This window comes from Coleofasciculus sp. H7-1 (assembly GCF_057473865.1).
This window is the reverse complement of record NZ_JBYCCT010000040.1, coordinates 74,691-96,073: the sequence shown is the minus strand read 5'-3', so window position 1 is coordinate 96,073 and position 21,383 is coordinate 74,691. Positions and strand designations below refer to the sequence as shown.

At 48.1% G+C, this 21,383-nt stretch carries 15 protein-coding genes; 4 read left to right on the top strand and 11 right to left on the bottom strand.

Translation table 11 applies throughout. The annotated features are described in order from the left end of the window. Positions 1-243 precede the first annotated feature (243 nt). Complete coding sequence (locus AC2VDX_RS10805; RefSeq protein ID WP_378179800.1) at positions 244-5,061, top strand: PAS domain S-box protein; 4,818 nt, start codon at positions 244-246, stop codon at positions 5,059-5,061. Between the two features lie 24 nt (positions 5,062-5,085). Here AC2VDX_RS10805 and AC2VDX_RS10800 read toward each other — a convergent pair whose 3' ends face one another. After that, positions 5,086-5,826, bottom strand: a complete 741-nt coding sequence (locus AC2VDX_RS10800; RefSeq protein ID WP_378179803.1) for a Uma2 family endonuclease — start codon at positions 5,824-5,826, stop codon at positions 5,086-5,088. A gap of 264 nt (positions 5,827-6,090) precedes the next feature. On the opposite strand from AC2VDX_RS10800, the gene ggt reads away from it, so the two are divergent. Continuing rightward, positions 6,091-7,836, top strand: coding sequence for a gamma-glutamyltransferase (gene ggt / locus AC2VDX_RS10795; protein ID WP_378179806.1), 1,746 nt, complete (start codon positions 6,091-6,093; stop codon positions 7,834-7,836). On the opposite strand, the gene AC2VDX_RS10790 is transcribed toward ggt, so the two are convergent. From AC2VDX_RS10790 to AC2VDX_RS10775, 4 genes are all read right to left on the bottom strand, one after another. Beyond that, a complete protein-coding gene (locus AC2VDX_RS10790; RefSeq protein ID WP_486928154.1) occupies positions 7,786-8,052 on the bottom strand; it encodes a hypothetical protein in 267 nt (88 codons plus the stop codon). The two genes, ggt and AC2VDX_RS10790, sit on opposite strands and share 51 nt — an antisense overlap. A 509-nt stretch (positions 8,053-8,561) precedes the next feature. Next, positions 8,562-9,368 carry an inositol monophosphatase family protein gene (locus AC2VDX_RS10785; protein WP_378179810.1) on the bottom strand — a complete coding sequence of 269 codons (807 nt, stop codon included), beginning with the start codon at positions 9,366-9,368 and terminating at the stop codon, positions 8,562-8,564. Between the two features lie 74 nt (positions 9,369-9,442). Continuing rightward, the gene (locus AC2VDX_RS10780) at positions 9,443-10,888 is read right to left on the bottom strand and encodes a BCD family MFS transporter (protein ID WP_378179812.1); all 1,446 of its coding nucleotides are present in this window, start codon (positions 10,886-10,888) and stop codon (positions 9,443-9,445) included. A 338-nt stretch (positions 10,889-11,226) separates the two neighbouring features. Beyond that, entirely contained in the window at positions 11,227-12,471 is a 1,245-nt protein-coding gene (locus tag AC2VDX_RS10775) for an RNA-guided endonuclease InsQ/TnpB family protein (RefSeq protein ID WP_378179815.1), read from the bottom strand. A 114-nt stretch (positions 12,472-12,585) separates the two neighbouring features. Between AC2VDX_RS10775 and AC2VDX_RS10770 the strand changes: the two genes are divergently transcribed. After that, a complete protein-coding gene (locus AC2VDX_RS10770) occupies positions 12,586-13,536 on the top strand; it encodes an aldo/keto reductase (RefSeq protein ID WP_378179818.1) in 951 nt (316 codons plus the stop codon). A gap of 237 nt (positions 13,537-13,773) precedes the next feature. Then, positions 13,774-14,046 carry a hypothetical protein gene (locus AC2VDX_RS10765; RefSeq protein WP_378179821.1) on the top strand — a complete coding sequence of 91 codons (273 nt, stop codon included), beginning with the start codon at positions 13,774-13,776 and terminating at the stop codon, positions 14,044-14,046. A gap of 267 nt (positions 14,047-14,313) precedes the next feature. Here AC2VDX_RS10765 and AC2VDX_RS10760 read toward each other — a convergent pair whose 3' ends face one another. From AC2VDX_RS10760 to asnB, 6 genes are all read right to left on the bottom strand, one after another. Continuing rightward, entirely contained in the window at positions 14,314-14,451 is a 138-nt protein-coding gene (locus AC2VDX_RS10760; RefSeq protein WP_378179824.1) for a hypothetical protein, read from the bottom strand. Positions 14,452-14,531: 80 nt separating this feature from the next. Then, the gene (locus AC2VDX_RS10755; RefSeq protein WP_378179827.1) at positions 14,532-15,710 is read right to left on the bottom strand and encodes a glycosyltransferase family 4 protein; all 1,179 of its coding nucleotides are present in this window, start codon (positions 15,708-15,710) and stop codon (positions 14,532-14,534) included. Positions 15,711-15,949: 239 nt separating this feature from the next. After that, entirely contained in the window at positions 15,950-17,254 is a 1,305-nt protein-coding gene (locus AC2VDX_RS10750; protein ID WP_378179830.1) for a nucleotide sugar dehydrogenase, read from the bottom strand. A 73-nt stretch (positions 17,255-17,327) separates the two neighbouring features. Next, positions 17,328-17,489: a hypothetical protein gene (locus AC2VDX_RS10745; RefSeq protein ID WP_378179833.1), complete on the bottom strand. Its 162-nt coding sequence runs from the start codon at positions 17,487-17,489 to the stop codon at positions 17,328-17,330. Positions 17,490-17,900: 411 nt separating this feature from the next. Further along, positions 17,901-19,313: a hypothetical protein gene (locus AC2VDX_RS10740; protein ID WP_378179836.1), complete on the bottom strand. Its 1,413-nt coding sequence runs from the start codon at positions 19,311-19,313 to the stop codon at positions 17,901-17,903. 98 nt (positions 19,314-19,411) lie between these two features. Then, positions 19,412-21,379 carry an asparagine synthase (glutamine-hydrolyzing) gene (gene asnB, locus AC2VDX_RS10735; RefSeq protein WP_378179839.1) on the bottom strand — a complete coding sequence of 656 codons (1,968 nt, stop codon included), beginning with the start codon at positions 21,377-21,379 and terminating at the stop codon, positions 19,412-19,414. Positions 21,380-21,383 lie beyond the last annotated feature (4 nt).

Sequence of the window (21,383 nt, the reverse complement as noted above, 5' to 3'; positions counted from 1 at the left end):
CAATAGCGGAATTGGAGCCGATTTCTATGTTTGATGCTGGCATCATCAGTATTTTGAAATATACAGGCGCTAAACCTTGACATCTGGCTATGATACGGATCGAGGAGTCAATACGGTAGATGTGCGAACCAGCGATCGCGTTGGTGCGGGAAATTAGTTTTTCATTTTTCACATCAAGAATCGCTGTTGGCATTTGGGTAGTACGAAGCGCTGTAAAAGCTGAACCCGCCAGGAGAACGAAATATGTTAAAAAAAATAAACCCTCGATTACGGCGCTATTGTGTTGCTGTACTCGCCGTTGCTAGCGCCATGCTACTGACGCTGTGGATATTGCCGCACATTCAGCCGCACATTTCCCCACTTTTTTTTGCTGCCGTGATGTTGAGTGCCTGGTACGGCGGCTGGAAACCGGGGCTGCTAGCTACCGTTTTGTCTACTGTAACGATTACTTACTTTTTTATCCCTCCGTTCCATTCACTATTGTTTGGTTGGGGGGACATCCTGCGATTGGCGGTGTTTGGGTTTGTAGCATTATTCATTAGTTCGCTCAGTGCGGAATTAAAGGCTGCCAAGCAACGAGCCGAGATGAACTTATTAAAAGTACGAGCCAGCGAGGAACGGTATCGTAGCATCGTCGAGACGGCTAACGAGGGCATCTGGTTAGTTGATGCCCAACTGCGGATAGAGTATGTCAATCAGCGGTTAGCTGAGATGTTCGGCTACGGTGTAGAAGAGATGCTCGATCGTCCGATTTTTGACTTCATGGATGAAGAGGCTCGCATTCATATAGAGCGATATTTGGAGCGCGGGAAACGGGGCATCAAAGAGCAGTTTGACTTCCGTTTCCGCCGCAAAGACGGTTCGACGCTTTGGGCAATTGTCTCCACGAATCTTATTTTTAATGAAGACGGTGAATTTAGCGGCGCGAAAGGCGAAACGATGCCAAAAGCGATCGCTATGTTGACTGATGTCACCGAGCGCAAAGCGACTGAGGAAGAATTAAAACGATATCAACTTCTTTCTCAACACAGTCGTGACATTGTTTTATATGTGCATCTTGATGGTCAAATTATTGAAGCAAATCAGGCGGCTATTAAGGCTTATGGCTACGATAAATTAGAGTTGCTTTCCCTAAAAATTAACAATTTACGAGCGCCACAAACTCAGGATTTGATAGCTCAGCAAATCGAGCAGGCAGACACACAAGGTATTTTGTTTGAAACCATTCACTGCCGCAAAGATGGGAGTTTCTTTCCTGTAGAAGTGAGTGCCCAAAGCCTAGGGATTGGCGATAAAAAAATAATTTTGAGTATTATTCGAGACATTACTGAGCGCAAGCAAGCTGAAGCCTTGCTGCGGAACAGCGAAGAACGCTACCGCGCTTTTATTGAGCGTAGTTCAGAGGGAATTTGGCGGTTTGAACTTGAGCAGCCTATTTCTATAGAACTTGCAGAAGATGAGCAGATTCAGCATTTCTACCAATATGGATACTTAGCTGAATGTAATCATGTCATGGCTCAAATGTATGGTTTTGATAGTGCCGAAGAAATTATTGGGGTAAGATTAGAAGATTTTCTGATTCCCTCAGAGCCAAATAATATTGAATATTTGCGTGCGTTTATTCAGTCTGGCTACCAACTCAACGATGCAGAATCCTATGAGGTGGATAAAGAAGGAAATTCTAAATATTTCTTAAATAATCTCGTAGGAATTGTAGAAAATGGTTTTTTAGTACGAGCTTGGGGAACTCAACGGGACATTAGCGATCGCAAACGAGTGGAAGAAAACTCTCGGCACCTCGCAAAAGAGCTTCAAGAACAAGCCAGTACGCTGGATGCGATTCTTTCGGCATCTGTCGATCACATCTACATCTTCGATCGTGAAGGTCGCTACAAATATGTAAGCACTGGCGGTGCCCAAGTCGTGGGCTTCCAGCCAAGGGATTTGGTAGGCAAAACTTGGCGAGATATCGGCTTGCCAGAAGAAATCATCACACAATTCGATGCTCACAGACAAGAGGTAATCTCTAGGGGAGAACCTATCAGAAATGAGAACGACTTCTTAAGTGCTAGCGGCTTGCAGCACTACGAATATATCGTAGCCCCACTGCACAATCAGGATAAAAGCATCAAGGGCATCGCGATCATTTCCCGCGACATCACCCAGCGCAAGCAAGCCGAAGCGGCTCTGCGAGAGAGCGAAGCACGGGCGAGACGCTTGATTGAGTCAAATATCATCGGGGTTATCGTTGCGGACTTTTCTGGCAACATTCTGGAGGCAAACGATGCCTTTTGTGACATCGTCGGCTATACGCAGGAGGAAGTGTTGTCCGGAAAAGTGAGCTGGGCGCAAATAACGCCGCCAGAATATCGGCATCTGGATATGCAGGCGATGGAGGAGATGCAGCAGACAGGCACCCATACTCCCTTCGAGAAAGAATATATCCGCAAAGACGGCACCAGAGTGCCCATCTTGGTTGGGACAAGCTATCTGGGCGACTCTAACCAAATCGGTGTGGGTTTTGCGATTGACTTAAGCGATCGCAAACGCGCTGAGCAAGAGTTGCGAATATCCGAAACTCGCTTCCGGGCTTTGGTGGATCAGTCCCCGTTGAGTACGCAAATTATGGCTCCCGACGGTCGGATTCTTCAGGTAAACCGAGCTTGGGAGCAACTTTGGGGAATCACTCTTGACCAAATTCCAGAATACAACCTGTTGAAGGATGAGCAATTAGTCGCTAAAGGCATCATGCCATACATTCAACGGGCATTTGCTGGCGAAGCGGCAGCCATCCCACCAATCATATATGATGTTGCGGAGCTAGGAGATTACCAAAACCAAGAACGCTGGACGCAGTCTTTCATCTATCCCGTAAAAGATGAAACCGGAAATATTTGCGAAGTGGTTTTGGTACACGAAAATATTACGGAACGCATACGGGCAGAGGAAAGGCTTCGAGAAAGCGAGGAACGATTCCGGAAATTTTTTGAAGAGGCACCCATTGGCATCTCCGTTGTTGACTTAAACGGTCGGTTGGTCAAAATGAATAAAACCTACTGTGAGATGTTGGGATACCCAGAGCAAGAACTCAGTCAATTGACGTTTGCGGATATTACCCACCCCGAAGATGTTGAAAAAGATTGGCGCTATGCAAAGCAAATATTCAAAGGTGAGCTAGCTTGCTATCAAATAGAGAAACGTTACATCCAGAAAAATGGAGAAATTTTATGGATTCATCTTACAGCTACGGCAATTTTTAATGGCGAAGGGAAAGCTTGCTATGGATTGGGCATGGTTGAAGATATCAGCGATCGCAAGCAGTTAGAGCAAGAACGCAACCAACTTTTGCTCAACGAACAACAACGGGCGACCCAACTTCGAGGCTTGGCGGATGCTGCTTTAGCCATCAACTCTACACTCTCGATCGATCGGCGGTTGCAAGCGATCGCCGAGCAAGCGCGTACCATCATCGGTGCCCACCAGTCAGTCACTAACTTGAGCGGAAATCAAGACTGGGCGCAGTCTCTCAACGCCATCTCCCTCTCGGACAAATATGCAGCTTGGCGCGAATCCTTGGAAAAGCTCGATGGTACGGGCATCTACTCGCTTGTCAGCCAGAGGAACCGCCCGATGCGGATGACGCAAGCTGAACTGGAGGCAGATCCCGCTTGGCAAGAATTCAGCACATCTGCGGGTAAATATCCACCGATGCGAGGCTGGCTAGCCGCACCCCTGACGGGACACAACGGGAACAATATTGGTTTGATTCAACTGTCGGATAAATACGAGGGTGACTTCACCGAACAAGATGAAGCCATCTTCGTCCAGCTGGCACAGATGGCTTCCGTAGCTGTTGAGAATGCACGTCTTTACCGGGAAGCCCAAGAAGCAAACCGCATCAAAGATGAGTTTTTAGCTACCCTTTCCCACGAACTGCGAACGCCTCTCAACGCCATGCTGGGATGGACTCAACTCCTTCGTACCCGGAAGTTTGACGCCGCCACTGCCGCCCGCGCCCTAGAAACCATCGACCGGAATACAAGGGCACTGTCTCAACTGATTGAGGATGTCCTAGATGTCTCGCGGATTATTACCGGCAAGCTGCGCCTAAATGTGCGTCCCATCGAACTTGTACCCGTGATTGAGGCGGCTATCGATACGGTGCTACCTGCCGCAGAAGCGAAAAATATTCAAATAGAATCTAGATGCGATCGCTCAGTCGGACTCATTTTGGGCGATGCCGCTCGTTTGCAGCAAGTTGTCTGGAATCTGCTTGCTAACGCCGTCAAGTTTACCCCCAAGGCGGGGCGGATCGAGGTACAACTTTCAGTGGTTATGGGGAATGGGAATGAACACCCCAGAACCAACTATGCCCAAATCAGAGTCACCGACACGGGACAGGGGATTAGTGATGACTTTCTCCCTTATGTATTTGAACGCTTCCGTCAAGCCGATGGTACAACTACGCGATCGCATGGCGGACTCGGACTCGGACTCGCGATCGTGCGCCACCTCGTAGAATTGCAAGGTGGAACCGTCCGCGCCCAAAGCCCCGGACTTGGCTTAGGCGCAACCTTTATTGTGAATCTACCGCTCCGGACGGATGAAGCAGGGAGAAAGGATGAATTAAATTCTCATCTTCATCTCTCATCCGTCAACTTCGCTTCTCCCGTAACTCTGGATGGCTTGCGAGTGCTAATCGTGGATGATGAAGCCGACGCCCGCGAAGTGCTAATTGCCATCTTGGAGCAATATCGCGCCCAAGTCACGGCTGTGACGGGTGCAGGCGAAGCACTGGAAGCGCTCCACCGCTTGCAGCCAGATATCTTGGTGAGCGATATTGGGATGCCGGGAGAAGATGGCTACGCCCTGATTCGTAAAGTGAGGGCGCTGGATACACAAGGCGGAAAAATTCCGGCTGTAGCGCTGACAGCCTACGCCAGAGCTGAAGACCGTACAAAGGCTCTCCTAGCAGGCTTCCAGCTACACATTCCTAAGCCAGTCAACCCAGCGGAGTTAGCGACGGCGATCGCCAACCTCACCGGACGCATGGGAAAATGACACAGGGGCGATCGCTCTTGTCTGTTACAACTGCTCTGGGTCAACTCCCATCTGACGTAGCCGTTCTGCCAGCCGTTCTGCCCGTTGGCGTTCTTGTTCTGCCCGTTGGCGTTCTTGTTCTGCCCGTTCTTCTGACCATAGCACTAACTCACCTTCAGCATTCCACCACCGCAGCCAATAGCCAGTTCTGCCTTCGTGGCTTCCTTCCCAAACTCCCAGAAATAAATCTAATCCGGGAATCCAATAGCGCCCCGCTTCCTCTGGTGTTTGCAGTTGGTAACGTTCCGACTCCAAAGCATAGACTTCAATGCCTCCCGTATCGGGTCGGAAGATGACGTAGCGGGGAACTTGAATCACTTGTTCGTAAAAAAACCACTTGCCCACACCCTCTGTAAACTCAACCGAATATTCTTCCCCATAAGTAGCAGAGAGAAACTCCATCACCACTTGAGGAATGGTGCCTTCAGTATGCGGCGTATAGCTGCGGCGGGAATAAGCATGAGGCCAAGCTTGAACAGGTCGCACATACATCCAGTCTGGTGCTTTGCAGATAATCCGCCCTTCAATGGCTGCACACAAGGCAAAGTTAGACACGATGAGCGCGTCTTGCACTCGGTCGGGTAAGGCAATCAAGAGTTGGCGCAAAGCTGCTGCTAAAAGTGGCTGATCTGTATTCTCCACGGGGTCATCTGGCAGGGGAAAATTCTCTGGCAGATAGGGCCAGGTAATTGATAGTTGCGTCGGCGTCTGAGTGATGGGAGGCACTTTTCAAGGATGAAGGATGAAAGGTCGTGGGCAAAAAATTAGAATGGTGCTGTTCTTATGCAAGCCTGTTAAATGAAACGATCTGGGTTCGGGCTTTGCCCAGCTTCTAATATTTTCCTCATTGTACAGACTCGTTGAATCCCCTATTCTTCCTCTGCCGGAAGAGAGCAGTTCAAATCCAAACAATTATTTGAGCCAGCGGGCGAGTGATATGTTTATTGGCTATCAGGTGATTGGCGATTAGAGCGAAAAGAGAACCCAAAAATGCCCAGCTTTCTCAGGTTTAAGCGTTTTTCTCTAGCACTGGTGACAATTTTTGTCTCTGTCTCCGTGTCTTGGTGCGACAAAGCACCCGCAGCATTTATACAGCCCCTCAGAAGCAAACGGGGTATGGTTGTCTCCGCTCATCGACTGGCGAGTGACGCCGGTTTGACCATGTTACGCAAGGGAGGCAATGCAGTCGATGCAGCCGTGGCAACTGCTTTTGCCATTTCCGTTGTAGAGCCTTTTTCTGCTGGCATCGGCGGCGGGGGTTTTGCGCTGGTACGCTTGGAGAAGACTGGCGAAATCAAAGCGCTTGACTTCCGCGAACACGCCCCCCTGAAGGCAACGCAGGATATGTACCTGGATGCAGGGGGAAAGGTGCGTCCCAATGCCAGTGTGAATGGCTATTTGTCAGTAGCGGTGCCCGGAACCGTGGCGGGACTGTATGAAATCCATCGCCAGTATGGCAAACTTCCCTGGCAAGAAACGATCGCACCCGCCATCCGTTTTGCGAACGAAGGCTTTATGACCAACCCCAGCTTGCGTTTCGCCCAGGTGGCTGGAAACCGCAAGGATGCCATTCTAAATAATCCAGCAGCACGACAAATTTTTGCTCCTAACGGCACTTTGTTTGCACCGGGAGAGAAGCTGGTACAAAAAGATTTAGCCAAAACTTTACAAGCGATCGCTCTCAATCCTCAAAGCTTCTACACCGGCGAGATTGCCCGCGCGATCGCTAGCGATATGGCAAAAAATGGGGGTTTGATTTCCCTTGAAGACCTAAAATCTTACAAAACTACCTGGCGCACCCCCGTTTGCGGCAATTTTCGCGCCTCTCGTATTTGCTCGATGCCGCCGCCTTCGTCGGGAGGCGTTCACCTGCTGGAAATGTTAAATATTATTGGGGAAACTGACTTAAAATCCCAAGGATGGCACCACCCTGACACCCTGCATCTAATGGTAGAAGCAATGCGGATCGCTTATGCAGATCGGGCCGTGCATTTGGGCGATCCGGCTTTTGTGAAAGTTCCCGTTAACGCCCTGATTAGTCCGGCATACGCCGCCAAAAGACGCCAGGAAATTAGTCTGCAACGGGCGCGATCTTCCACTGAGGTGAAGGCAGAGAATCGGGAGACGTTACAGCGCTTTGCCAATCCCAAGGAATCGCAAGATACGTCTCATTTAACGGTAGTCGATGAGGAGCGCAATACCGTCAGCCTCACGTTTACGATTAACTACGGCTTTGGATCGGGTGTGGTGGTGCCGGGAACGGGGATTCTGCTAAACGACGAGATGGACGATTTCGCTGCTGCGCCGGGAGTCCCCAACGTTTTTGGTTTAGTGGGCGGTGAAGCGAATGCGATCGCTCCGGGCAAAATTCCCCTCTCCAGTATGACCCCAACCATCGTTACCGAAAAGGGCAAGCTGCGGATGGCTGCCGGTGCGCCTGGGGGTAGCACGATCATTACTACCGTGCTGCAAATTGTCCTCAACGTCCTAGAATACGGCAGGGATGCCGGTGCCGCCGTTTCTGCCCCCCGCATCCATCATCAATGGCTTCCTGACACGCTCAACGTGGAACCTTACGGCTTAGACGCCGCCACGCTTGCAGAACTCCGCCGTCGAGGGCACAAAATCGAAGAGCGATCGCCTTGGGGAAATGCGAACGCGATCGTCGTGACCCCGGAAGGCTTATTAGAAGGTGCTGCCGATCCTCGCGGCGAAGGTGCCCCAAGCGGTTATTAAGGGGTGGAGGGCTGAGGGAAGAGGACTGAGGACTGAGGGAAGAGGACTGAGGACTGAGGGAAGAGGACTGAGTGAAGAGGACTGAGGAGTGAGGGCTGAGTGAAGAGGACTGAGGGCTGAGTGAAGAGGAGTGAGGGCTGAGGAGTGAGTGAAGAGGACTGAGGGCTGAGGACTGAGTGAAGAGGACTGAGGAGTAAGCAAAAAAGAAGTTGGCATCCTCAGCACACAAGGTTTCAAACCCCTGGCTTTTGCGATCGAGAAGAAAGAAAAAATTAGGTTGAGACACGCAGTCCGAGACATAAACAGGACTTACGCAAAGCTGATACATATAGCGTTTTTTCGGGTTCAATCCCCCTGTGGTTGCCCTCAGATGTGGTGATGTGCGGCGAGTCCTAGTGATGTTGCATAAGTCCTGATAAAACGTCCTTGTTTTAAGCCCTCACATCTTCAGGACTTACGCAAAGCTGATACATATAGCGTTTTTTCGGGTTCAATCCCCAGGGGGATTGCGGTGGCAGATGTGGTGATGTTGTGTAAGCCCTCACATCTTGCTCTCCTGCCCTCAGAATATAATTCTGGGGCGATTGCATTCCCAGTCCCAAAAGTGCGGACTAACAGAAAATCAAGGCTTCTGTAACCTGTCGGGAGCAGGTTTCATTTGTGTAGCTGCGGTTTCAACAGCCTGGTGCAAGATGTGAGAAGTTTTCCTTAAAGATGGGGAAGTGTCAATTGTGATTCCCCAAAAATTGCACTAAAGGTTGAAAAGTTGGGACGAGTTCGGGACGACTCACTACTAAAGTGGGGAAAGAAATACTGCCATAATTTACTCCTTTTTGCAAAGGAAACACGGGTTTTGAAGTCAGCGGTATCCAAACTCCACCCGCTGCGTGCAAAATTGCCCAGACTGCTGCAATATCCCAAACTTTGGGGGTAGATTCAACACCGCCCAAGCTGGTACCGGAAGCAACTGCAAGGAAATTGTAGGTAGTGACGCCCAACATCCGGATTTTGCAGGGGAAAGGTTTCTGCAAGATGGAGGTACTTCTGGCACACACGCAGAAGAAGTGACTATTACTAGGAGAATCTGGGCTAGTGTGAATGGGGCGATTATTTAAAAAAGCACCATTGTTACCGCCGTCACCGTGCCAAAAGCCGTAAAAAGATTGTCTGGTGGGGGGAAAATACACGTACCCGAATACCGGAGTGCCTTGATACAGCAACCCCATTGAAATTCCCCAGATCGGAATTCCCCGCGTAAAATTGGTGGTGCCATCAACTGGATCGATAACCCAGCACCATTCGGAACCAAAAAAAGTATGTTCTGCCTCTTCGCTCAAAACATCGTGACTGGGGAATGTGTGGGCGATCGCTTCTCGAATTTCTCGATCTGCCCACTTATCCGCCTGTGTTACCAAACTCCCATCTGCTTTATGTTCTGCCTGTACTTGCCCAAAATCTTGCAGCAGTTGCTTGCCAAGTCTCACAGTCGTCTCTTGTGCAAAGCTTAAAACCTTCTCCCAAAAATCTGTCATCTGCGTTCGTGGTTCGGGGTTGATGGCTAATGGTAATACAATTAGCCACTCTTCGATTATCTATTCGCAATTTGTTAGTCTAATTCACCTTCTAGGATTGCGATCGCACTCTTGGCATCTGTGCGAAATTCTGTTACATTTACCCGCCTGAGGAACCAAACCGCTAGCACCATTCCCACGGCTTGCAGCGCAAATACTAATCCATAAGATAGTACCGGGTTAGTAAATAGCTTTTTCCCCACATCCAAAACAGCACCCCCTGTCACTGTTGCCAGTGCCCGTGCCATTGCCTGCGCCAATCCCCAAGCACCGATGAACGTACCTGCCGTTTCCGCTGCTGTCAGATCCAGCATTAAGCTAATCGCGCCGGTGGTTGTGACGCCAGAGGCAAGACCAAACAAGAATAACGCACCCTGCAATAACTTTTGATTTTGGCTGAATCCTGACAGGATAATCAAGACAAAACAAGCAGCTACCAACAGACAGCCTAGCTTAGCTGTTTTTTGCTTGCCTAGACGAGGCACAATTAAAAAGCCGGTGCTGCTAATTCCAATTAGGGTTCCCAATCCCCAGTAAGCATTCAGCTTGGTTGTTTCGGAAACTGGCATCCCGAAAACCTCGCCCCCATAAGGTTCTAACACTGCTTCCTGCATAAACAAACTAATCGTCATCACCATCAAAAACGTGAAAAAGATTCCCGTTTGCCGATTAGCCGTTAACACTCGCAATGCCTTACCCAAGGTAATGCTATCTTCTCGCTCTACTAAAGTGGAACGAGAGGTATAGCGGGAATATTTCTTTTCAACGCCCACCGTCGCCAGCAACGCCAGACCAACTACGGTCGCCGGTATAATCACAAACAAGCGGTCGATCGAGGCTTGCAATGCTGCTAGCGGTGCGTCTGTGCCGACTTGCTTGAGCAAACTGCCGCCGATAATTGCCCCGATAACAATTCCCACCATTAGCATAGACCAGACAATCCCGACGAGTTTAGAACGATTATCTTCATCGGAAATATCCACCAACATCGCGGCAAAGGGAGTCGAACTCATACTCAGCGCCACGCCATAAAACGCGAAGATGAGCGCCAGTAAAGCAGTCCAGCCGTAGGTTTGGGTTGTCCATGCCCAACCCCCGGCAGCTTGTACCACATTGCCCAGCTGCCACATGACTTGTACGGCGAGGAAGGATGCGATCGCAAATAGTGTTGCACCTATCCACACATAACCTGTGCGGTGATAACCCAATAACGGCTTCGCATCCGACATTTGCCCAAACCACACTCGCACTGGGGCAACAAACTGGTGCATCGCCAAGGCACCCGCCGCAATTGTGGCAGGAATTGCTAACTCCCCAATCATGACTCTGTTGAGAATGCCCAGCGCCAAAACAGACATCATCCCCAATCCCATCTGAAATAAGCCGAGTCGGAACATGGTGAATAAATTCACCCTGGGAGGAAATGACTCGTGCGGTTGCGATTCCTCTGGTTGCAAATTTGATCTATCACCTGATGCCATCTTTTTTTAAAATTAAATGAAAACATCCTTTGCTGTTTTCATTTCACCATATTAGACCTCTTACAAAAATACTTGGCGATGTTCGTAATTGCGGCTACAAAAACGTAGGCGCGTTCATGCCGTAAGGCTTTAGCCTTCAAGGGAGGGTAGTCCGCCTGCGCGGACTCTTAAAACCCGCTTCCGTCGGGTATAGGTATGTATGCCTCAGACTTCAGTCTGTAGGCATCCATCGACTCTGTGCAAGAGGTCTACTCATCTGCGACTGTCTGCGACGTTAAACTGAAATATATGAAGTTTTTTGACATACCCCCCGCGAGTCAAGCGACGGGGATTCTTGTTCATAGTTCACAGAAGTCCACTTGCTGTTTGTCAGGTTGCCCATCAATAGTAGAGGTGGTCTTCTCCCTATGCTTTCCCTCTTGCGAGGCAGATCCCTTTTGCCCAAAGATACTGTTGTTCCACTCTATGCCCAGAATCCCCATGCCCTTTTTGAGGATGTTGATTGCTGCGTTTGTGTCACGGCAAATCTCTATCCCGCAACTAGGGCATGAATGAGTCCTGGTACTGAGGGACTTTTTCACTCTCTGACCACAGTTAGAACAATCTTGGGAAGTGAAGTTAGGCGATACCGCCACGACTGCCTTATCCCAGATTTCCCCGTAGTAATCCAACCACTGAGTGAACTGATACCAACCAGCATCATTAATCGACTTAGCCAAATGATGATTCTTGACCATATTCGACACCTTTAAATCTTCATAGACGACAACATCGTTAGATGCTACTACGCACCGAGCTTGTTTAATTGCCCAGTCTTTACGCTGTCTTTGGATCTTGAGGTGGAGTTTCCCTAGCCGAATCCGTGCTTTATGGTAATTCTTTGATTGAGGTTTTTTGTTCTTATTAAATTTTCTACTGACCCGCCGTTGTAACTTCTTAAGTCTCTGCTCAGACTTCCGGAGATATTGAAGATAGATTACAGCGTTATTATTTTGATTTTTCGTGAAGAATTTCAACCCTAGATCAAGTCCGACGACATTCCCTGTGTATTCTCCTTGCTCTTTACGTTCTGCATCAAAACAGAACTGTGCATAGTAGCCATCGACTCTTTTAACTACTCGGACACGGTTGATCTTCAGTCGGAACAGGTCTTCTCTTGTCTGGTTGTTACAGTACAGTGACAAAGTACCAATATTGAAGCCATCCATGAAGACAATGCTCATGCAGTCTTTGGCTAGTTTCCACCCGGATACTTTGTACTCTACGGAGCGGCAATGCTTCTTGAACTGGGGATAGCCCTTCTTTTTCTCCTGTTTCTTGCAACGACGATAGAAGTTAGAGATAGCCTGCCATGCTCTTTCCGCACTAGCTTGACGGGCTGCTGAGTTTAGCGACTTTACGAAGTCAAATTCTTTAGCTAAGTCTTTGCATAGTGTGTACAAATTAGCTTTACCCACACCCTGATTGTCTATCCAATGCCGTATCGCCTTGTTGCGAATGAATTGAGCTGTTCTAATGGCATCGTCAAGGGCTAGGTATTGCTCTTTGGTTCCGTTTAGTAGCTTGGCTTCTCTAACTAACATGAATCTACTTTGCCATGTAAAATCGCGGATAAAGTATTAAGATTCAATAAAAGCCGCCCTAAAACGGCGGGGCTTTATACCCAAAATTTTCGGTAAAAAGTAAAGATTTTGAGCGTGCAAACCATTACTTTAGGGCGCGATGGCCCCACTGTCACCCAACTCGGTATCGGCACTTGGGCTTGGGGGGACAAGCTGTTTTGGAATTATGGCAGCGATTACGGGGAAGCCCAACTGCGAGAAGCCTTTGAAGCCACTCTAGATTCCGGCATTACCTTTTTTGACACTGCTGAGATTTATGGCCCAGGAAAATCAGAGGAATTCTTGGGACAGTTTATGCAACAAACTGGACGTTCAGTGCAAATTGCCACCAAATATGGCCCCTACCCTTGGCGATTCACCGCCCAATCTGTCTCAGATGCCTTAACAGACAGTTTAAAACGCTTGCGGGTTGAGCGAGTTGCCCTTTATCAGGTGCATTGGCCTTTTGCCTTCTTGATGAGTCAAGAGACGCTGATGAATGCCCTAGCCGATGAGGTGAAGCGAGGCAGAATTGCTACAGTCGGCGTCAGCAATTACTCAGCCGAACAAATGAAAGAAGCGCACCAACTGCTGGCAGCTAGAGGAGTGCCTTTAGCGGTGAACCAAGTGCGCTACTCTCTGCTAACTCGACAAATCGAAACCAACGGCATTCTAGACACAGCGCGTCAACTGGGAGTCACGATCCTGGCTTACAGCCCTTTAGCACAAGGGTTACTCACTGGCAAGTACACTGTTGAGAAGTACCAGGAACCGACGGGTGCCCGCCGATTTGACTCTCGCTTCAGCCGCAGCGGCTTGGAGAAAATCTCCCCGGTGACATCCTTATTAAGTCAGTTAGGCGAAAAGTATCAAAAAACACCTGCTCAGGTTGCCCTCAATTGGTTAATTGCTCAGAACGATGTGATTCCGATTCCGGGCGCGAAGACAGCCGAACAGGCGCGGCAGAATGCCGGGGCGCTAGGTTGGGAATTGAGCGGCGAGGAAGTTGCCCAATTGGAACAGGTGAGTCGTCCTTGGCGGAATTAAACCGATTTTATATTTTGGTTCGCAATCGAGGCCCAGCCTCGATTGTGTCCACAGTCATTGAAAATAAAGCTAAAAGTCGAGCGATCGCATAACGATGAAAATTTTTACTACCCAACTTCTACAGCCCGCAGCATTTTTTTAGCCACTTGGAAAAGCGACACATAAAATTTAACTTAGTTACCACTTCAGGCTAAAATTACGAGATGGTGTGAGTACGCAGAAATATCTATTTAGCTGATGTCCACTCGTTCATCTACACTGACCCGTCCTCAAGACTCTGTTGGCAATTCTGAGCCGCTGAGCAATGTTTCGACAGCCTCAACGGGTAACAAGCATCTGAAGCCTGTGACCAAAGCTGTCTATCAAGCCGACCAGCAAGTTAAGTTCCTGCATTTGCAGGCGGAAGTTGAAATTCTCTTGCAACAGCTGCAAACAATCAAACAGCAGCGGTTAGCATCGGATTGCGAGACGGCGGCGATTCCCAACACCGCCAACGCGCCCGGTTCGTAGGAAGAGGCTTTTATCCCTAGAAATGCTGTTTGTAACCCCATCGGCAACTCTTCGGTGCTAGCTTCGTTCGCCGAAGTCATAAATCATTAGCCGATCAAAAGTACTGCCTGCCACAAATTCGGATCGGGCAGTATTTTTGTGCCCGTATAAACGCACTGCACTCAACTCCACAGTTGGCGAATTCTGCACAATTACCATCATGCCCACACCAATAAGCTCAATGAAGACAACGCTTGGGAACCCTTTCACCCAGCATTTTATGACAGTTTAGGAAGCTTGGGGAACGGGTGCTTGGAGATGAGCCGCTATTCGCACCGGAATAACCCCAATCGGCAGCACGAGCAGCGCTGAGATTGCTAAACACAAGAAACGGCATTTTTGGCGCTGGGGATGAAAAATTTTCATCAGTTTGCCTTTGCTGCGGGTGAGTGAGGCTACCGTTACCAACTACTGCTCAACCAATTCCAAGAAGTAAAAATTAATCGCTATTGCTCAGTTGCTGCCATGTCACTTGATAGCATTACTCCTATTACTTCGTAGACTTTTGCCGTCCTTCTTACCACATCCTGGTCATCAAACTCACGCAACACCTTCTCTCTCCCGGCGTCCCCCATCGCTTTGCACAGGTCTGGATCTTTCAGGAGTACCTCAATGGCATTAGCCAGCAGCCGAGCATTTTTTACTGGAACTAGAAAGCCATTTTTGCCAGGAATAACCACCTCTCGACAGCCGGGGACATCCGTTGCTACCAGTGGTTTACCCATCGCAGCTGCTTCTAGTAAAATCCGAGGCACACCTTCCCGGTAGGAAGGAAGCACAACAACGGTTGATAAGGCGATCAGGTTTTCCACCTTCTCTGCATACCCTAGAAGGTCAACCGCTCCCTCCCTGCGCCACCGCTCCAAGGTCGTCTCAGAGATTGAAGATGGATTTCCGGGGTCTGGGACACCTGCTATTTGAAACGTCGCGCGGACTCCTTTTGTCTTGAGGATGCGGGCAGCTTCAACGTATTCAATCAGGCCTTTATCAACTAGCAGCCTAGCGGCGAACAGCACAACCGGAGCAGGTGGAGTATCGGGATGACTGGGACGTGGTGAAAAGCGCTTTAAGTCAACACCAGAGCTTCTGATTAGTACCGTCCGGTCTGGAACGATCAGCTTTCGGTCTGCAAAAGCTTGCAGGTCATCCATATTCTGGAACACAACCCGCACCCTACGGGCAGTCAATATCTGCCGATACAGAAACCGGATAATAGGTTGTAAAATCCGAGCCTTCCATTCGGTGCTAATAAAGATGTAGCCCAATCCGGTTACAGCATCCACAACTGCTCTCGTTCCACTTAGCTTCGCACCAATCGTTCCGTACAGAACGCACTTAATTGTGAAGTGATGGACAGCGGATGGCTTCTCGCGAAAGTAAATGTATGTTAAGTGAGCAATGGTCAAGAGTTCTACTAAAGGGTTGACACTCCGCCGACTCAGCCGCAGTTGAATCCAACGAAACCCTTCTGCTTGTAGCCTTTCAACGTAGGCATCCCAAGGGGAAACTAAAACGACTTCGATTCCCTGAAGGCGCAGAAATCTAGCTAGAGGCAGACGGAAGTTATAAAGATACCAGCCCGTATTAGCAACTAGCAAAATTTTCAGGCGATTTTTGTTTTCCACACAACTTATCTCACCCCAGTTTTATCAATTAGTTTATATGCAGGTATGGAAATATATAATCTTGGTAGTAAAGCCGATACTAAAAAAGTTTGTATGAAGTCAACTCATCCAGCTTAGGTGCGCTGTTGGTAGCGGCTCTCTTAAGAGCTAGCAGTCGTAGGAAAAAACAGGGTTCTATCGATTCATTCCTGGTTGAGTGCTTCGCCACTACAAGATAATCAGCGCGTTACAGACATACTCTAAAGACTCCAATAATGGATAGTCGATGGTAATGTAGCAGGGTCAAGAACGGATTTGACATCCATTAATACTCCACCTGAGCGCAGACAAGCGAGTAGTTGAGCGCGGGGTATGTCTAGGTAAACTTGATGACTGACAGCAAGTATAAGTCCCTCCAGATCGGACAAGGCTTGCCAAGGGACAAGCTCAATGTTATATTCTCGCTGCGCTTCATAGGGATCAACCAAGGGGTCATGTACGAGTGGCTCTACACCAAATTGTTGCAGCTCTGCCACAATATCTGGTACTCGGCTATTCCGCAAATCTGGCACATTTTCCTTAAATGTTAGCCCTAAAATGCCAATCCGCGACCCCTTAATGGGCAAATTAGCCTCAACTAAAAGCTTGACTAAACGCTGTGCTAGGTATGTACCCATGCTGTCGTTGATGCGGCGACCAGCTAAGATGACTTGGGGATGATAACCCAGTTCTTCTGCTTTAGTAGTTAGGTAATAAGGATCGACGCCAATACAGTGACCACCGACGAGTCCTGGCGTGAAGGGCAAAAAATTCCATTTCGTCCTAGCTGTTGCCAAAACATCCTCTGTGCGGATGCCCAGGCGATCGCATATTAAGGCTAACTCGTTCATTAAGGCAATGTTCAAGTCTCGCTGGGTGTTCTCAATAACTTTGGCTGCTTCGGCAATTTTAATCGAGGGAGCGCGATAAACCCCGGCGTCAATTATGCTACTGTAGACTCTGGCAATTCGTTCTAGGGTTTCCCCATCTTCCCCAGCTACAACTTTGACGAGCTTTTCTAGGGTGTGAACGCGATCGCCTGGATTAATGCGTTCTGGCGAATAACCCAATTTAAAATCAATTCCCTGCTGTAAACCTGATACTTTAGCTAAGACCGGCCCGCAAATATCTTCTGTTACTCCCGGATATACCGTAGATTCATATACTATTACAGCTCCCGGTTTTAAAACTTTGCCTATCGTTTCAGAAGCTTGGATCAGGCACGTTAAGTCCGGTCGGTGGTTGCGATCGATTGGCGTTGGTACAGCGACTACAAAAAAATTTGCTTCAGCTAGGTTGGCGATCGCAGTGGTGATCTGGAGATTGGAAGCTTTTAAGTTTTCATTCGAGATTTGACGGGAAGGATCGACTCCCTCTTTGAGAGTATTGACTTTATCTACATTGATGTCAAAGCCAATTGTGCCTGGAAACTTTTCAGCAAATGCCAAGGCAACTGGTAGACCAACATAACCAAGACCGATAACTGCAATGCGATTTGTTTGCCTAAACGCTTTGCGATCGCTCATGATACTTGCTTCTCTTTGATGTTTAGAACCGACAGGTCGGTCTGCCTTTAGTCATCCAACCATAGCTGGAACATTAGGACAGCCCATAGATCGTATTGCCAGATGCGATCGCCCGAAAGATGCTTCCTCTCTTTCTGAGCAATGGGTTGAGGATTGAAACAACCCCAATGCTGCGATCGCTATTCACAAAGCAATGCTTCTGCCCAGTGGCACACAGAACTCCGGCAACCAGCATTTAATCGAAATACCAAAGTCCATTTTGGGTCTCTCAACCAAGTTCTGAGGCATATACTTACATAAAACTTGCGGCAAAAGTTATGTACCCTAACTCTTTTTGATTTTCATTGTCAGTGGCAGGCACTAAGCAAATTCCATAATTGTAAAGGTACCAATCCGTATTAGCGATTCAGAAAAATTTGAGGCAATGTTTAATTTTCACACCGTTTATCCCACCCTGATATCACCAACTAATTTCTATTCCACGTCTTGAAATATTTTAATTTGCTAGTCATTCTGATACCAAGCTACAACACATTTGATGCACGCCTCACTTAGCGTATTAAGCTTGATGCCTATAGCCTGCAATCAATCATCCCTTTTAGCTTTCAAGCATTGCTCTTGCTTCATGAGAGGGTATACGCACTTTTCATTTCACCTCAGTAGCTTCAAAGGCAAGTTTAAGTAGTAGAGATTTACACGATGAAGCCTTCATTACTTCTCGTGAGTCCTGTGGTATAATTCCACAACCGAATACCGCCATTATACCTTCTGGTCTATGGTAAGCTGTGCCCGGCTCAACTTGATGCATTGTAATCCCTGCTGATTCCCAACTAAAATTAATACCTTCTCCATTTTTATTTTTATAAATAAATTTCTTTAACTTAATGTCTAAAGCAGGAGGTGTTCCAATAGTAATACTAAGGCTACTACTGATTTCTTCTACCTTAAATAGTGGCTTCCCACTTACAGAGTAACAGTTATTCAACTTTTGAATGAGGCAGCATCTTACTTCTGGGTCAGGAATTTCTACAGCAATCTGCGGCACCATTGCCAGAAGTTGCTTGTAATCTGTTTTTCGTAAGCCAAATACACCCATAAATTTGGGAATATCTGAAATTGCCGATGAAAACCCTTGATATTCATCCCGGTGAATTGCGGCTTGCCCCATACTGGTGGCAAATACTAAAGTTATTTCTGGATTTACCTGGCAAAATTGCATGGCATCAGCCAGTATTTTGTCAAGTATTTCAAGAGCGAAAATCATGGTAGCCGCATGGAGCTTAGGTTGAGTGACGTAGCGATCGCCAAATTCTTCAGGAAAAATATGGTGCCAGTAGCGGTGCATTACACTAGCCACATGATTTGTGAAAAATGTAGAGAAGGCTGGCGGGTTTTTCTGGTTATACAGTGACTTGAATATATCCCACAAAAGCAGAGTCTGAAAAGTTGACCGACGTGCAACACGCGGCGGATCGAGCCATTCCAGCCAAAGCTGCTTGGCGATTTGTATGATGGTACTCCTGGAAATACCAAGTTTAGGTAGAGAGGCTAATAAACCTGATAAATCTTTAGAAATCAGTCTATCTTTTTTGATGACAAGACCGTTTTTGGCAACTTGCCCCAGGTTAAATTTTTGGAAAGGCTCAATATATCTGGGAATACACCTCTCGTCGTGAGCAAAAGTATCGGGAATGTAGAAGCCACCCTCACCTGGATCGCTAGGAGGCCAACTTTGTAAAGAACCACAGATACCAATACTCAGACCAAGTTCGCGAAAGTCCTCCCAGAGTGGCTTACCTTTGAAAGTACGGGGATCTTGCCCTAAATTTTTGATTCCATGCTCTTGATTACTCATACCCCGATAAAACGAAGGCCAAGTAACCCAAGGGGAAAGTTCACCGCTATCAACTGCTAACGTAGTGTAAGTTTTGGCGTTGTCAAAAAACTTTCTGATATGGGGAAAGCGGGGGTCAGTTTTGAATCTATCGATAAGCTGCCACGGAACTTCATTGATTTCCAATAACAGAATTTTGCGGAGTGGTCTAACTAGATTAGACATTTATAACCTCCAATAGTTGATTTTTTGGTAGCACAGTAACTGGATCAATTACTGACTTGCATCTATCAATTTTTGATAATGAATGGAGATAAAGAGTGTCAGGCATCTAACCAGGCTTGGAACATGAGGACATCCCACAGATAGTATTGCCAATTGCGATCGCCCGCAAGATGCTCTTTCCATTTCTGACGAATGGGTTGAGGATTGAAATAACCCTCCTGCTGCAATCGCTCTGAAGAAAGCAATTCCTCTGCCCAATCTCGCAAAGAACCACGCAACCAGCGATCGATCGGAACGCCAAAACCCATTTTAGGACGCTCGATCAAGTTTCGAGGCACATATTTACACAATATTTCTCGTAACAGCCATTTACCCCCACTATTGTTGATTTTCATGGAAAGTGGCAGGCGCAGGGCAAACTCGACAAGGCGATGATCTAATAGTGGCACGCGAGCTTCTAAAGCCACTCCCATACTAGCCCTGTCTACCTTGACAAGAATATCGTCCGGAAGATAGCTGACAGTATCGAGGTACATCATGCGTTGAATAAATGATGGTAGATGCGTCCAGTGTTGACGTAGGACAGAGTCCGAACCGTAGGCATCGCTCAATACTGTCGGTGGTTCGCGGCTACCTATTACCAAAGCTTCTGGGTTTTTCCAGTGGGAAACAAAACTCCTGTACATAGCATCAGGGTTCGGCATTGCCAATATTTCAGCTAGCTTGTGGAGTTTGTCGCCTGGGTTCGGATGCTGTAGTTGCGCGGGTAGCAGACTATCAATATGACAAAAAGCTTGGTTCCACTTATCGGGGGATAACTTAGTCAATGCATCTGCTGCAACCTGCCGCAAGGTGGTGGGTATCCAGCCGATTTGCTGCCAAATCTTACTAGCCCGAAAATAGCGATTGTAGCCAGCAAAGAGTTCATCCCCGCCATCCCCGGAAAGCGCAACACTCACTTGCCCTCTGGCAAGTTGAGAGACGAGGAAGGTAGGAATCTGGGATGAGTCAGAGAATGGTTCATCGTACAAACTTGGTAGCTTGGGGATAACTGCTAGTGCTTCCTCCGGTGTCACATACAGTTCTGTGTGGTCTGTGCCTAGATGTTGGGCAACAGCCTTGGCATAAGCTGCTTCATTGAAAGCGTCTTCATAAAAACCGATGGTAAATGTTTTCACGGGTTGGCTTGAGACTCGCTGCATCATGGCTACGACAGTCGAGGAGTCGATGCCGCCTGAGAGGAAAGCGCCCAAGGGGACATCTGCCACCATTCGTAGCTTGACGGCTTCCTGTAACAACGCCTCTAGCTGTTGTGCTGCTTCCGCCTCTGAACCCGCGAAAGGGCTGGTGACACCTGATTCAGCGACTTGCTTGGCAGACCAATATGGTATTGGAGAAGAGCGAGTTTCAAGACCATTCCAGGTTAGGACTGTAGCGGGGGGTAATTTGTAGATGCCTTGGTAGATAGAATAGGGTGTGGGGATGTAGTTGTGCCGCAGAAATAGCGCTAAGGCATCGCGGTTAATTTCAGCTTGAAAATGGGGATAAGCTTTGAGAGATTTTAATTCGGAACCGAATAAGAAAGTTTTGCCCATCCAGCCGTAATATAGAGGTTTTTCGCCTAGCCTGTCTCGGCACAAGTGCAAAATTCTTTCTTGACAGTCCCACAGGGCAAAGGCAAACATACCATTAAATTGTTGGACGGCTGGCTGCAAACCCCACTCGCTAAAAGCAGCCAGCATCACTTCTGTGTCGGAACCACCTCGAAACCGATGTCCTAGCCGTTCGAGTTCTCGCCGCAAGTCTAAAAAGTTATAAATCTCGCCGTTGAATACAATTACATAGCGCCCATTGGCAGACAGCATCGGCTGATGTCCTTCTGGGGAGAGGTCTACAATTGCCAGCCGCCGATGCCCGAAAGCAATGCCAGATGAGGCATCCACCCACACTCCGGCGTCATCTGGCCCTCGATGGAGTAGGGTATTTGACATTTTTTGAGCGATCGCCTGCATTTCCAATGCGCTTTTTTGTCTGGATATGTCCCAAAAACCTGTAATACCGCACATTCAC